The sequence below is a fragment of the Rhizobium sp. NLR10b genome, from assembly GCF_019685435.1.
GTDB lineage: Bacteria > Pseudomonadota > Alphaproteobacteria > Rhizobiales > Rhizobiaceae > Rhizobium.
Window position 1 is genome coordinate 23,206 of the sequence record NZ_JABDWV010000027.1, and the last position, 13,909, is coordinate 37,114.

14 protein-coding genes and 1 pseudogene are annotated in these 13,909 nt (G+C 62.7%); 5 read left to right on the forward strand and 10 right to left on the reverse strand.

What is annotated here, in order from left to right:
* Window positions 1-13: 13 nt before the first annotated feature.
* From eutC to HJB91_RS29180, 8 genes are all read right to left on the reverse strand, one after another.
* Window positions 14-1,006 carry an ectoine utilization protein EutC gene (gene eutC / locus HJB91_RS29145; protein ID WP_221156730.1) on the reverse strand — a complete coding sequence of 331 codons (993 nt, stop codon included), beginning with the start codon at window positions 1,004-1,006 and terminating at the stop codon, window positions 14-16.
* Entirely contained in the window at window positions 1,003-2,004 is a 1,002-nt protein-coding gene (gene eutB, locus HJB91_RS29150; RefSeq protein WP_210631917.1) for a hydroxyectoine utilization dehydratase EutB, read from the reverse strand. Before eutB ends, eutC begins: the two co-directional genes overlap by 4 nt.
* Before the next feature lie 4 nt (window positions 2,005-2,008).
* On the reverse strand, window positions 2,009-2,788 hold the full coding sequence (gene eutA, locus HJB91_RS29155; RefSeq protein WP_210631916.1) for an ectoine utilization protein EutA: 780 nt from the start codon (window positions 2,786-2,788) through the stop codon (window positions 2,009-2,011).
* A gap of 1 nt (window position 2,789) precedes the next feature.
* Window positions 2,790-3,449 (reverse strand): ectoine/hydroxyectoine ABC transporter permease subunit EhuD, encoded by a 660-nt coding sequence (ehuD, locus tag HJB91_RS29160; RefSeq protein WP_221127060.1) that lies wholly within the window; start codon window positions 3,447-3,449, stop codon window positions 2,790-2,792.
* A 4-nt stretch (window positions 3,450-3,453) separates the two neighbouring features.
* The gene (gene ehuC, locus HJB91_RS29165; RefSeq protein WP_207603351.1) at window positions 3,454-4,113 is read right to left on the reverse strand and encodes an ectoine/hydroxyectoine ABC transporter permease subunit EhuC; all 660 of its coding nucleotides are present in this window, start codon (window positions 4,111-4,113) and stop codon (window positions 3,454-3,456) included.
* A gap of 76 nt (window positions 4,114-4,189) precedes the next feature.
* The gene (gene ehuB / locus HJB91_RS29170) at window positions 4,190-5,038 is read right to left on the reverse strand and encodes an ectoine/hydroxyectoine ABC transporter substrate-binding protein EhuB (RefSeq protein WP_210631914.1); all 849 of its coding nucleotides are present in this window, start codon (window positions 5,036-5,038) and stop codon (window positions 4,190-4,192) included.
* A gap of 56 nt (window positions 5,039-5,094) precedes the next feature.
* On the reverse strand, window positions 5,095-5,880 hold the full coding sequence (ehuA, locus tag HJB91_RS29175) for an ectoine/hydroxyectoine ABC transporter ATP-binding protein EhuA (protein ID WP_210631913.1): 786 nt from the start codon (window positions 5,878-5,880) through the stop codon (window positions 5,095-5,097).
* Window positions 5,881-5,998: 118 nt separating this feature from the next.
* Entirely contained in the window at window positions 5,999-7,384 is a 1,386-nt protein-coding gene (locus HJB91_RS29180; protein ID WP_221156733.1) for a PLP-dependent aminotransferase family protein, read from the reverse strand.
* A 101-nt stretch (window positions 7,385-7,485) separates the two neighbouring features.
* Between HJB91_RS29180 and HJB91_RS29185 the strand changes: the two genes are divergently transcribed.
* The 5 genes from HJB91_RS29185 (at window position 7,486) to HJB91_RS29205 (ending at window position 12,642) form a co-directional block, all read left to right on the forward strand.
* Window positions 7,486-7,983, forward strand: coding sequence for an Lrp/AsnC family transcriptional regulator (locus HJB91_RS29185; RefSeq protein WP_210631911.1), 498 nt, complete (start codon window positions 7,486-7,488; stop codon window positions 7,981-7,983).
* Between the two features lie 120 nt (window positions 7,984-8,103).
* The gene (locus HJB91_RS29190; protein WP_221156735.1) at window positions 8,104-9,600 is read left to right on the forward strand and encodes an NAD-dependent succinate-semialdehyde dehydrogenase; all 1,497 of its coding nucleotides are present in this window, start codon (window positions 8,104-8,106) and stop codon (window positions 9,598-9,600) included.
* A gap of 26 nt (window positions 9,601-9,626) precedes the next feature.
* On the forward strand, window positions 9,627-11,006 hold the full coding sequence (locus HJB91_RS29195) for an aspartate aminotransferase family protein (protein WP_210631909.1): 1,380 nt from the start codon (window positions 9,627-9,629) through the stop codon (window positions 11,004-11,006).
* 13 nt (window positions 11,007-11,019) lie between these two features.
* Entirely contained in the window at window positions 11,020-12,093 is a 1,074-nt protein-coding gene (locus HJB91_RS29200) for an alcohol dehydrogenase family protein (protein ID WP_210631908.1), read from the forward strand.
* A gap of 156 nt (window positions 12,094-12,249) precedes the next feature.
* Window positions 12,250-12,642 carry a DUF4112 domain-containing protein gene (locus tag HJB91_RS29205; protein ID WP_210631907.1) on the forward strand — a complete coding sequence of 131 codons (393 nt, stop codon included), beginning with the start codon at window positions 12,250-12,252 and terminating at the stop codon, window positions 12,640-12,642.
* Between the two features lie 29 nt (window positions 12,643-12,671).
* Here the strand turns inward: HJB91_RS29205 and HJB91_RS29210 are convergent, their stop codons facing one another.
* On the reverse strand, window positions 12,672-13,709 hold the full coding sequence (locus tag HJB91_RS29210) for a Gfo/Idh/MocA family protein (protein ID WP_221156737.1): 1,038 nt from the start codon (window positions 13,707-13,709) through the stop codon (window positions 12,672-12,674).
* 27 nt (window positions 13,710-13,736) lie between these two features.
* A pseudogene (locus HJB91_RS29215) lies at window positions 13,737-13,909 on the reverse strand (trehalose utilization protein ThuA); the annotation flags it as partial.

Consider the following 13,909-nt stretch of genomic DNA (forward strand, 5'->3'; position numbering starts at 1 on the left):
GGCGCCGCGCCGGTCAGCTTTCGAATGTGGTCCCCGCCTTCATCACGCCGGCGCGGGCGAAGGCAAGGGTGGCGATAGCAGTGTCCTGGATGCCGGTGCCGGTGAGGTCGGCAATGGTGATCTGGTCGCTGCTCGTTCTGCCCGCCGTCCGACCGGAAACGATCCGGCCGAGCTCGGCAAGCTCGGCATCGGCCGCGACCAGGCCGGCTTCGATTGCGTGGTGCAATTCGCCGAGGCGGCGCGTCTGTTTCAGATTGTCGGCGACATAAAGACCGGCCCGGACGATGGCCGCCGGATCAATTTCGTTCTTGTGCTCCGCATCCGACCCCATGGCTGTCAGATGCTGCCCGGGTTCGAGCCACTCGGCTTCGACGATCGGTTTTTCCGCAGGCGTGGTGGTCACGATAATATCGGCGCCGGAGATTGCTTCTCTCGGATCCGAGGCGGCACTGACGGGAAATCCAAGTTTCCCGCTCAATTCGGCCGCTGCCTTCTGCGCCCTGGCGGCATCACGGGCCCAGATCCTGGCCTCGGCGATAGGCCGCACCAGCGTCAGTGCTTCGAGTTGCAGCCGAGCCTGCATTCCGGCGCCGAAAATTGCGGCCACGCTGGAGTCTTGCCGTGACAGGTATTTCGCGGCGACGGCTCCGGCTGCCGCGGTGCGCACATCCGTGAGATAGCCATTGTCCAGAAGCAGCGCCTGCACCAGGCCGGTCCGGCTGGACAGCAGCACCATCATGCCATTGGTGCTCGGCAGTCCGATCTTTGGATTGTCGAAGAAACCGGGGCTGATCTTGATGGCGAAACCTTCAATGCCCGGAACATAGGCGGTCTTCACATCGACCTCACCCCGATATTCCGGAATGTCGAGCCGCAGAATTGGCGGCATGGCGACTGCCTTCGTGGCAAGCGCCGCGAAAGCCTGCTCGATGCAGGCGACCGCATCGCGATCGAGCACCACGATCTTGCGCAATTCCGCTTCCGTCAGAATGATCATGCGGTTCATGGGCCACCTTCCGTGAATGCCGTACCCTCGCCGTTGATCACCCGGCGGTGCTGTTCCATGTCGACATTTCGCCCGGAAAGGATCGCAACGACCGGGCCGCCGGAGCTGATCTTGCCCGCCAGCAGCGCTGCTATTCCGACCGCTCCCGCCCCCTCGATGATCTCGCGCTCGCAGGCATAGGCATGACGCATGCCTGCGGCGATCTCCGCCTCCGTCAGCAGGACGACCTCGTCGAGAAGCGCCTGGCACATGGTGAAAGTCACGCGATTGTCGAGGCCGATGCCGCCGCCGAGCGAATCCGCAAGGCTTCTCACTTCCTCGACCTGCACCGGCCGTCCGGCATCGAGGCTCGCTTTCATCGCGGCGCCGTGTTCCATCGTCAGGCCGATCACTCTCGTTTTCGGATTGACGCCCTTGATCGCGGCGGCAACGCCCGCGGCAAGGCCACCGCCCGAGAGCGGCACCAGAACCGTGGCTGTCTGCGGCAATGCATCGACGATCTCGAGCCCCAGCGTTCCCTGCCCGGCTACGACAGCCGGATGGTCAAAAGGCGGAACCATCACCAGCCCTTGCTCTCGCACCAACCGGTCCACCTCCTCCTGCGCCTCGTCCTGTGATCGACCGACGATGCGCACATCGGCACCCAGACGGCGGATTTCTGAAACCTTGTTCGCCGGCACCAGCCGCGACATGCAGATCGTCGCGACCATGCCTTGTGCCTTCGCCGCATGGGCAAGCGCCCGGCCGTGATTTCCCGTCGAGGCGGCGACGACGCCACGCACGCGTTCCGCCGGCGACAATGACGCTACCGCATTGGTCGCCCCGCGAAGCTTGAAGCTGCCCGTCGTCTGATGATGTTCGAGCTTCAGCCAGACCGGAACGCCCGCGATCTCGCCGAGCGATGCCGACGACACGATCGGCGTTTCCACAACACGGCCGGCGATCCGGTGCGCCGCCGCACGGATATCCTCCATCGAAACTGGCAGGAGACCCTTCATGCGCTCAGCCTTCCCCATAGGGTCTGGTCATCAACCGACCGAGTTCGGGCCGCGCCTGATCATCGCCACAGAGCCGCAGGCAGGCCCAGGCGGTGGCGAGATTGCTGGTCACCACCGGCTTGCCGGTCTCGGCTTCGATGCGGGCGGCGACCTGTGCGGCGCGCACTGCAGTGCAGGAAATGAACAGTGCATCGGATTGCGGCGCCAGCGCCTGGCGGGCGAAGGCTGCAATGTCATCCGGCGCAATCCGTGCCATCTCGCGGTCGTCGCTCAGACCGAGGCAGGTAAAGAGATCGATCGCAAAACCAAGACGGGTGAAATAATCCGCCATCGGCCGGCTGGTTTCGACTGTATAAGGCGTCAGCACGGAAATCCGCCTGGCGCCGAACGCCTTCAGGGCTTTCACAGCCGCCGCCGTTGGCATCACAACGGGAACGCCGGGTTTGGCCGCATGGATCGCTTTCTCGATCTTGCGGTCGCCGATGACAACAGAGGCGGAGGTGCAGGAATACATGACGGCATCCAGCGTCTCATCCGGCAGAATGAGCCCTGCGCCTTGGGTCAGCGACGGCTGCATCTTCAGGAGATTCTCCGGTGTCACCGGATTGGCGTAGTGGATGCGGCTGACATAGACGCCGATACGGTCGCTGGCGACCATCCGCCGGAAGTCGACTTCCGTCGTGTGGTCGGTCGCCAGGATGACGAGGCCGATGCGCTTTTCCAGCGGCCGGTCGTCCAGCCGTGGCAGTCGGCCGGCGGGAATGATCTCGATCGATGCCGTCATGTCAGTCATCCACCCTGGCATAGCGCTCCTCGAGCCAGCGCAATCCGACAACCGAAATCAAGCTGATGACGAGGAAGAAGACGCCGACGAGCGTCATGGGTTCAATATAGCGATAGTTGCTATTGGCGATGCTTTTGGCCTGGTTCATCAATTCCAGCACGGTGATCGCCGACAGCAGCGGCGTTTCCTTGAACATGGCGATGAAATAATTGGCGAGCGCCGGGATCATCGGCGGGATCGCCTGCGGCAAGATCACGTGGATCCAGGCTTGGCGCGTCGTCAGATTGGTGGCTTTGGCCGCCTCCCATTGTCCGCGCGAAACGTTCTCGATGCCGGCGCGATAGACCTCGGCCGTATAGGTCGCATAATGAATGCCCATGCCGATGACGCCGGCGGTGAGCGGCGACAGCCGGATGCCGATATCCGGCAGGACGTAGAAGATGAAGTAGAGCTGCACCAGCAGCGGCGTACCGCGGATGAATTCAGAGACGAAGCCGACCGTTCTGGAAATGACGGCGACCGGTGACCGCCGCGCGATGGCAAGCGCGAGGCCTGCGACCATGGCGACAGCAGCGCCGAGGATAGTCGCGAGAATGGTGATCTTGAACCCTTCGAGAAGGGTCGGCATGATCTGCCAGACGAAGTCCCAATCCCATTCCATATGATCAGGTCCTCATGCCATCGAGGCCGCGTGTCATCCGTCGCTCCAAGAGGCGCATCGCCGCCGAGATGGCGGAGGCCATGAGGAAATAGAGGATGAGGATCGCTGCGAAAGGCACCAACGTATTGCCGGTCTGCGCCCGCACCACTTGCGCCTGAAAGGTCATGTCGGTCAGCGAGATCAGCGACACGACGGCAGTGCCCTTCAAAAGCTCGATCGCATTGTTGCAGAAGGTCGGCAGCATCAGCGGCAACGCCTGCGGCAGTATGACGTGGCGCATGCGCTGGTATCGCGACAGATTGAGCGCGATGCAGGCTTCCGATTGTTCGCGCCCGACGGCCTTGACGGCGCCGCGCACCACCTCCGCGCCATAGGCGCCGACATTCAGACCGAGCGCCAGCACGCCCGCCTGCAGCGGCGTCAACGTCAATCCCGCGAAGGGCAGGACGAAATAGACCCAGAAGAGCTGGACGAAGATCGAGGTGCCGCGAAAGAATTCGATATAGGCAGTCGCCAGAGCCCGGAGGGCAAAGAAGCGCGACAGGCGGCCGAGGCCGGCCAGGAAGGCCATGACGAGCGCCAGCGCCGAGCCCATGATCGTCAGCTCGAGCGTCACCAGGGCGCCTTGAAGGATCAGTGTCAGATAGCCGGACCACACCGACATCGGCAGCTCACTTCTCTGGAGATGGTGCGAAGGGCAATCGGCCATGGCGGGAGCATGGCCGGCTGCTTACATCAGATCACTTGGCTGCGGCGCAGAGCTTTTCGCGGCTCGTCGACATCGCCGCCTTGGCCGAGAAGCCGTAGGGTTCGATGATCTTGGCGAATTCGCCCGATTCCTTCAGTTTCTTCAGCTCGACGTCGAAGGCATCGCGAAGCGCAACGTCCTGCTTGCGGAAGGCGGCGCCGTCGCAATAGACCGGCGCGTTGACGACGGGGGCGACGGTTTCGAGGTTCGGATCGTTCGCTTTGGTCAACAGATCGTGGATCGACAGGACCGGCAGCGAATAGACGTCGATGCGGCCATCCTGCAGCATTTTAATGCCGCTCTGCCCGTCCGGAACCACGATCACGCGGTCACGCGGCACGCCGGCTTCCAGCGCCAGCTTCTCTTCCGTGCCGCCGCCCGGCGCGCCGATCTTGGCGTTCGGGTTATCGGCGATATCCTTGTAGCTCGTCAGCTTCAGCGGGTTGCCCTTCTTGAGAGCAAAGGCCTCAGCGTCGCAGAGGATCGGTTCGGAATAGGCGACGGCATTGCAACGTTCCGGCTTCATGAAGAGGCCCGCCGTAATTGCGTCGTGTCGGCCGGCCTGCAGGCCGGGAATCATCGCGCCGTACTCGGAGATCGAGGCAACGACTTCCTTGACGCCGAGCTTTTCGAAGATCACCCGCGCCACATCGGGCGCGGCACCCGAGACCTTGCCGTCGGCGCCGACCGCCGTGAACGGCGGCTCGTTGGCGATGGCGATACGGGCAAAGCCCTGCTCCTTCAGCTGTTCGAGCTTGTCATCGCCGGCGCAAGCCTGGCCGGCTGCTGTCATCAGCAGCGCCGACAGGCCGATGGCGTTCAAAATATATCCTGCTTTCATCGTTCCCAACTCCTCTGGCTTTCCTTGCGCTTTGTTTTTGCGGGCAATGTCGGATCTCAGACGCGGTGCCCTGCCGCGATGATCTTGCGCAAGAAGATCTGCGTCCTCTCCTGCGTCGGATTGCGAAAAATGTCGCCGGGTTTGCCTTCCTCAACGATCCTGCCGCGATCGAAGAACAGCACGCGGTCGGCAAAGTCGTGGGCAAAGCCCATCTCGTGGGTGACGAGCAGCATCGTCATGTCGGTCTCGGAGGCGAGACGGCGCATGACGTTCAGCACCTCCTCGACCAGCTCCGGGTCGAGCGCCGAGGTCACCTCGTCGAACAGCATGATCTTCGGTGACAGCGCCAGCGCCCGGGCGATGGCGACGCGCTGCTTCTGCCCGCCGGAAAGCTGCGCCGGCACGCTTCTAGCCTTATCGGCGAGACCGACCATGTCGAGAAGCTCCATTGCCCGCTTTTCGGCTTGGGGCCGCTTGATGCCCTTGGTCAGCATCGGCGCCAGCGTCACATTGTCGAGCACGCATTTGTGCGGGAATAGATTGAAGTGCTGAAAGACCATGCCGATCTTCTCGCGCATGCGATGCAGATGCCGTTCATCGGCCGCCACCAGCCCGTTGCCATTCGGCATGTGATAGAGCTGCTCGCCATCGACCTCGATATGGCCGCCGCTGATCGTTTCGAGCGTCATCAGGATGCGCAGGATCGTCGTCTTGCCGGAGCCGGACGGCCCGATCAGCGCCAGTTTCTCGCCCGGCATGACATTCATCGACAGGCCGTCGAGCACGGTCAGCGGGCCGTATCTCTTGACGATGTTGTCGATGCGGATGATGGGCGCAGGCATTCATGTCTCTCCCTGTTGAGACAAGCAATGGCCTAACGATGACGGCGCTCGAAAATCATGTCAATTCGTAAAATAATATCATGACAATTATTCTGCGTCTGCCCATGAGGCGCCGGCCTCAAATTGCGAGCAGCAGCTCTTCGGGATTTCCCTGCGCCAGTGAGGCAACGATCCCCAGTCCCGTCCGCAGCTCGCCTTCCGTCGTCGAGCCGAGCGAGATGCGCACCGCCGGCGTCCAGCCGTGATCGGCGGTGCGGAAGGATTTGCCCGGCGCGATCGCCACGCCCCGCAGCCTTGCCTGCGACACGAAACCATCTTCCGCATGGTTGCCGGAAAGCGGCAGCCATACATGCAGGCTTTGCGGATGCGTTCGATAGAACAGGCCGGCCAGCATATCCGCGGCGATCGCATGGCGCCCGACAAGGGCGCGGCGCTGCCAGTTGACGAGTTCCATCGCCGTTCCGTCGCTGACCCAGCGGGTGGCGATTTCGGCCATCGCCGGTGTCGCCATCCAACTGGAGACCAGATGCCGGTTGGCAACGGCGGCGACATAGCGGTCAGGGGCAACGAGATAACCGATCCTGAGGCCGGGAACGGTGATCTTCGTGAAGCTCGTGACGTAGAGCGTGCGTTCCGGCGCGAAGGCGGCCATCGGTGGCGCGCGGTCCTCGACCATCGGGCCGAGAATGTCATTTTCGATGATTGCTATGTCGTGTTTGGCGGCAACGGCTGCCAGAGCTTGCCGGCGCTTGGCGCTCATCAGCGCCGCCATCGGATTGATCACCGACGGCTGCAGGAAGATCGCCCGGACCGGCCCCGTCCGGCAGGCTTCATCAAGCGCTTCGGGTATCATCCCCTCCTCGTCGATCGCCAGCCCCTCGAGATGCAGGCCGAGATAGCTGGAGAGCGGCACCAGCGTATGATGGCTGATCGCCTCGGTGGCAACGGTCGAACCGGGCGGGGCGACGCTCATCAGCGCCACCGTCATGCCCGAAGTCGCGCCATTCGTCACGCTGATGTTCAGCGGCGATACGTCGAGCCCGCAGCGCTCCAGCCATTCGGCAGCAACGGCACGATGGCGGGGAAAAACCATATTCGGCCGGAACGACAGGGCCGAGCTGGAAGGCAGATTCTCGGAGAGCCAGCCGAAGGCCTGGCGTAGCCTTTCCAGATGGATCTGCTCGCAGACCGGTTTCAGGATCGAAAGATCGATCACCTCCCCCAGCCGTTCCGGCAGGTAAGGCGGCTCCGGCTCGGGCGGCCGCGTCTGCACGAAGCTGCCGCGTCCGATCTCGCCCGATATCAGTCCGCGGCGGCTCAGCTCGTCATAAGCGCGGCTCACCGTCTGCACGGAAAGATGCAGATCATCCGCCAGCTTGCGATGCGGCGGCAATTGCGTGCCGTCGGAGAGCTTGCCGTCGGTGATCGCATTGGCGATCTGCTCGGCGAGCGAGAGATAGGCAGGGCGGCGGAGTTGCGAGGGATCGGGACGCCAATTTGTCATGATTTTAACACTGCTGAAAATCAGTTCAATTGACAATGCCAAAATGCGCTTCCATTGTCTTTTCACCGCGTTTGAAATGATTTCTTTCTAAAGAAAGCGCCATGAAGCTCGACGCCATCGACTTGCGCATCCTCGACGCCGTCCAGCACGACGGCCGCATTACCAAGCTGGCGCTGGCCGAAAAGGCAGGGCTGTCGCCGACGCCGTGCTGGATGCGGCTGCGCAAGCTCGAAAAGGCGGGGATCATTACCGGCTACCACGCCCGGATCGCCCCGCGGCGCATTGCGCCGGTGGCCAGCGTGATGATGGAAGTGACGCTCGCCAATCATCGCCAGGCCGATTTCGAGCGCTTCGAGCGCGCCGTTGCCGCAACTCCCGAGATCGTCGCCTGCTGGTCGGTCGGCGGCGGCGTCGACTATATCCTGAAAATCATGGCGGCCGATATCGACGCCTATCAGCGGCTGGTCGACGGCCTTCTCGACCGCCAACTCGGCATCGACCGCTACTTCACCTACATCGTCACCAAGACGGTGAAGGAGGATACAGTCCTTCCGGTCTCTTCCTTCGCCGTCTCCGGGGAAGAACAGAGCGCCTCCTAGACAATCTCTCTAGCAGGCGGCCGTCCTTTAGACCGTCTGTCTCTTTCCGCCTTCGGTAAAGGACAATCTCTCGTCGGCTCTTGTGGAAGACTTGCGTCAACCGCAACGAGGAGATTGGACATGACCGCCGTGTTTGCCCGCCCCGACTTTCATGATGCGCTGTCACGGCTCGCCGACCGTCATCTCCTGCGCGATCTCGCCTATGTCGGCGGCCGGTGGATCGCAGGGGCCACAGGCAAAAGCTTCGCTGTTGCCGATCCGGCCTCTTCGGCAACGCTGGCATGGGTTGCGAGCCTCGATGCTGAGGAGACGGCGATGGCGATCGATGCGGCGTCGCAGGCCTTTGCCGCTTGGCGCGCGATGCTGCCGCAGCACCGCGCGGCGATCCTGCAGAAATGGCACGCGTTGATGCTCGCCGCCAGGGAAGATCTGGCGCTGATCATGACGCTCGAACAGGGCAAGCCGCTTGCCGAAGCGCGCGGTGAGATCGACTACGCCGCCTCCTTCATCGAGTGGTATGCCGAAGAAGGCAAGCGGCTGAACGCCGAAAGCGTCACCAGCCATCTAGCCGGAGCGGAAATGATTGTCCGGCGCGAGGCGCTTGGGGTCGTCGGCATCGTCACGCCTTGGAATTTCCCTTCCGCCATGCTCACCCGTAAGGCGGCCGCAGCACTTGCCGCCGGCTGCACGGTCGTCGCCCACCCCTCCTCGGAAACGCCGCTTTCTGCCCTGGCGCTTGCCGAACTCGGCGAACGGGCCGGTATTCCCGCCGGCGTCTTTAACGTGGTCACCGGCCATGCTGCAACGATCGTCGGACGGATGTGCAGCGATAGCCGCCTGCGCGCCATGAGCTTCACGGGTTCGACCGAAGTTGGACGCCTGATCGCCGGCCAGTGCGCGCCGACCATGAAGCGGCTGGTAATGGAACTCGGCGGGCACGCGCCGCTGATTGTCTTCGACGATGCCGATGTCGCGAAAGCCGTCGAGATCGCCGTCGGTGCCAAGTTTGCCACGTCAGGCCAGGATTGCCTTGCCGCCAATCGCATTTTTGTCCAGCGGCGCATCGCCGATGTCTTCGCCACGGCTTTTACCGCGCGCATCGGCGCGCTGAAGGTCGGCGCAGGCATCGAAGCTGAAAGCGAAATCGGGCCGCTGATGCATGAACGCGCTGTCGTCAAGGTCGAGGACCAGGTTGCCGACGCCTTGACGCGTGGCGCGCGGCTCGTTGCAGGCGGCAGCCGCCATAGAGCCGGCCCACTCTTTTATCAGCCGACGCTTTTGACGGATGTGCCGGCGGATGCGCTGATCATGCGCGAGGAGACTTTCGGGCCTGTGGCAGCACTTGCCATTTTCGATACGGAGGAAGAGGTCGTCGCCCGTGCCAACGACACCGAATATGGCCTGGTCGCCTATGTCGTCACCGAGAATGGCGCCCGCCAGATGCGCCTCGGCCGCGCGCTGGAATACGGCATGGTGGCGATCAATCGCGTGAAGATCACCGGCGGCCCCGTCCCCTTCGGCGGGTGGAAGCAGTCCGGCCTCGGCCGGGAAGGCTCCCGCCACGGGCTCGAGGCTTTCACCGAGCTCAAGTATCTCTGCATCGACACCGCCGCCTGAGCGCCCATTTCAAGAGAGGATAGGATATGCTCGAGAAAAGCAACGAACTCACCGCCTGGGACCGCGACCACTTCTTTCATCCCTCGACCCATATGGGCATGCATGCGCGTGGCGAGACGCCGACGCGGGTCGTCACCGGGGGCGAAGGTGTCTACATCACCGACACCAGCGGCCGCAAAAGCCTCGATGCCTTTGCCGGGCTTTATTGCGTCAATGTCGGCTACGGCCGCCAGGAGATCGCCGACGCCATCGCCGAACAGGCGAAGACCCTCGCCTACTACCACGCCTATGTCGGCCATGGTACGGAAGCGTCGATTACGCTTGCGAAAATGATTATCGACCGCGCGCCCGCGGGCATGAGCCGCGTCTATTTCGGCCTTTCCGGCTCGGATGCCAACGAGACCAACATCAAGCTGATCTGGTATTACAACAACATTCTCGGCCGGCCGGAAAAGAAGAAGATCATCTCGCGCTGGCGCGGCTATCACGGATCCGGCGTCATGACCGGTAGCCTCACCGGTCTTGCGCTTTTCCACAATGCCTTCGACCTGCCGCGTACGCCCATCCTTCACACCGAGGCGCCCTATTATTTCCGCCGCCCCGACCGTTCGATGGACGAGGACCAGTTCTCGCAATATTGCGCCGACAGACTGGAGGAGATGATCCTCGCCGAAGGCCCCGATACCGTCGCCGCGTTCATCGGCGAACCGATCCTCGGCACCGGCGGCATCGTGCCGCCGCCGCGGGGCTACTGGCAGAAGATCCAGGCCGTGCTCGACAAATACGACATCCTGCTTGTTGCCGACGAAGTCGTCACCGGCTTCGGCCGTCTCGGCACCATGTTCGGCTCGGATCACTATGGCATGAAGCCGGACCTGATCACCATCGCCAAGGGCCTTACCTCGGCCTATGCTCCGCTTTCCGGCTCGATCGTTTCGACCAAGATTTGGCAGGTGCTGGTGCAGGGCTCCGATCAGCTCGGCGCAATCGGCCATGGCTGGACCTATTCCGCCCATCCGATCTGCGCTGCCGCAGGCATCGCCAATCTGGAATTGATCGACGAACTCGGCATCGTCGATAATGCCGGCACGACCGGCAGCTATTTCCGGTCGCAATTGCAGGAGGCGGTTGGCAGCCATCGGAATGTCGGCGAGGTCCGCGGCGACGGTCTGATGGCGGCAATCGAATTCGTCGAGGATAGGGACGATCGCCGGTTCTTCGATCCCGCCCGCAAGATCGGTCCGCAGGTCGCATCCGCCCTTCTCGAACGCGGCGTCATCGGCCGCGCCATGCCGCAGGGCGACATTCTCGGCTTCGCTCCACCGCTCTGCCTTAGCCGGGAAGAAGCAGACGTCGTCGTCAAGGCGGCTGCGGACGCGATCGAGAGTGTTTTCAAAACCATCTGAGGAGAAGAGCCGCATGACGATCCCGGAAAAGATGGCGGCGGTGTTGCTCACCGGCCATGGTGGCTTGGAAAAGCTCGTCTACGACAGGGACGTTCCTGTCCCAACACCGGCGGAGGGTGAGGTGTTGATCCGAGTCACTGCCTGCGGCATGAACAATACCGACGTCTGGGTGCGCCAAGGCGCCTACGGCACAGAAGATGATCCCTCCGCCGTCTCCACCTGGCGCAGGCAGGGCAATACTCTGACATTTCCACGCATCCAGGGCACCGATACCGTCGGCCATATCGTCGGCGTCGGCGCGGGCGTTGATCCGAGACGCATCGGCGAACGCGTCATGGTCGACTTCTCGATCTATAATCGCGATGACGACAGTCTTGCCGACATCGATTACATGGGCCACGGGCGGGATGGCGGCTACGCCGAATATATGGCGCTTCCGGCCGAGAACGCCCATGTCGTCGCGACCGATCTGACCGATGTCGAGCTTGCTACCTTCTGCTGCGCCTATCTGACCGGCGAACGTATGCTGGAACGGGCAAGGCTTGTCGCCGGCGAGCGCGTTCTCGTCACCGGCGCTTCGGGCGGCGTCGGTTCAGCGATCATCCAGCTCGCCCGCGCCCGCGGCGCCATCCCGATCGCGGTCGCAGGCCCCGGCAAGGAGGCGGCGATGATCGACATCGGCGCCGAAGCGGTAGTGACCCGCAGCAAGGGCGATCTTGTCGAGGCCGTCCATTCCGCAAGTGGTGGCCAGCCGATCGACGTCGTCGCAGATCTGGTCGGCGGACCGCTGTTCAACGATCTCTTGAAGATCCTGCGTCCGGAAGGCCGCTACACGACGGCCGGCGCCATCGCCGGCCCGGTCGTGCAGCTCGATCTGCGGACGATATATCTGAAGCAGCTCGAGCTGCACGGATCGAGCCAGGGGAGTCGCGCCGATTTCCGCAGGCTCGTCGACTATATCGAAGGCCGCAAAATCCGGCCCCTCGTCGGCGGCGTCTATCCGCTGTCGGACTTCCACCGGGCGCAGACCGAATTCATGGCGAAAAACTTTGTAGGCAAACTGGTCGTCGTTCCCGACGCGAGATGATCTCCGTCGCACCGCACGAACCTTATCGGGTCTGCGGCGTTCCACCGCCATGGAAAACGCTTTCGATCGCACCGGGTACACGCAGCTTCGGACGATGGACGGCGTCCCTGCCTTCGTGATGGAGGCGCAGCGATCCGTCGCTCGGCGGAGTCGCTGATGCCAGTTTCCCAGGCCATGAGATATCCCACCGCCGCCGAACTCGGCAGAATTCGCCGCGCCGCCGCGATCGCTCGGCTCATGGACACCGCAGTCAGGTTGCCTTTGGGCGTACGGATCGGTGCAGACTCGGTTCTCGGCCTCATCCCGGCCGTCGGTGACGTTGCCGGGTCGCTTATCGGTCTTTTCATCATCGACGAAGCAAGGCGCCTCGGCCTTCCCGCGCATAAGCTCGCCCGCATGGCGGTCAATCTCGGCGTCGACGCCGCCTGCGGCACGGTTCCGCTGATCGGCGATCTCTTTGACGTCTATTTCAAGTCGCACCGCCGGAACGTCGGGATCATCCTCGAGCATTTCGGCATCAGCGAAGACGAGCTGAACCAGCGCATTTGACGAGTTCGACCGCCCTCCGAAGAGCCTGCCTAAAGCTCCGTCAGGGCGCCGGCCGTCTTGACTGCGTGATCAAGAACAAATTGCAGCTTGGCGGCATGGCCGAAACCCGGCTCATCCCTCTCCCCTTTTTGCACGGCGTTCGCAAATCTCTGGAAATTGGTGATGACCGGCTCGACCTCGATCTTGCGCCAGATCGCCTTGTCGGCATCGGCGCCTTCACAGGCCCTGAGGGTGGAGCCTTCAGGCGTATGCACCACCTCCAGCGCCCCCTTGTCTCCATGCAAGCGCAGGCGCAATTCGTTCAGATGGCCTGTCGCCCAGCGCGTCGCATGAATGACACCGGCCGCCCCGTTTTCGAGTTCGGCCATCATCAGGAAGCTGTCATTTGCATCGAGTTCGTATTCTCCGATCCGGTTCCCAGGACTCTTGTCGAAAACCTTGAGATGCGACGCCGCCGCCTTGACGTCGCTTCCGGCGGCAAAAACCGCGAAGTCGAGAATGTGGATACCGACATCGCCCAGCACGCCATTGGAGCCGTGCTTTGTCGAGAGCCGCCAAAGCCATTGGGATTCTTTGGTCCAGTCGCCCCAGGCCTTGGAGACCAACCAGCTCTGCAGATACGAGGCTTCGAAGTGGCGGATCGCGCCGAGGCGGCCATCCAGTACCATCTTTCGCGCCGCCTGCAGCGGCGCCACGTTACGATAGGTAAGGTTTACCATCGCGACCTTGCCGGACGCCGCCGCGGCGTCGGCCATCTCCTTGGCCTCGCGGTAGTTGACGGCCAGGGGCTTCTCGCAGAGCACATGTTTGCCGGCGCCGAGTATCTTCATTGTCGTGGAATAATGCGCGCGATCCGGCGTCACATTGGTCACGGCGTCAAACTCCCCCCACGCAAGGGCGTCATCGAGCGATGTGAAGGTAAGCGGGATGCCATGCCTGAGCGCGAAGGCCCGAAGTCGGACCTCGTCGGTATCAACGGCAGCAACAATCTTGACGCCGGCGATTTCCGAGAAATTTATGGCATGGGTGTTTGCCCATCCTCCCGTTCCGAGAATGATCAAGCGCATTTGTGTCCTCATAGTCGTTTATCAAATTCAGCGGTAACCGGCTTCGCCGGCCTGGTGCAGTTTCGGGCCGCGTTCGACGATCGGCTCCAATGCCTTTTCCACGGGCACATTTGGAGCGTCGGTAATGCCAGTCAACGCGCCTTCAGGGTTGTAGGCCCACTTGACGCCGTTGATCAGCACCTTCTGCACCGTGGCGTCGT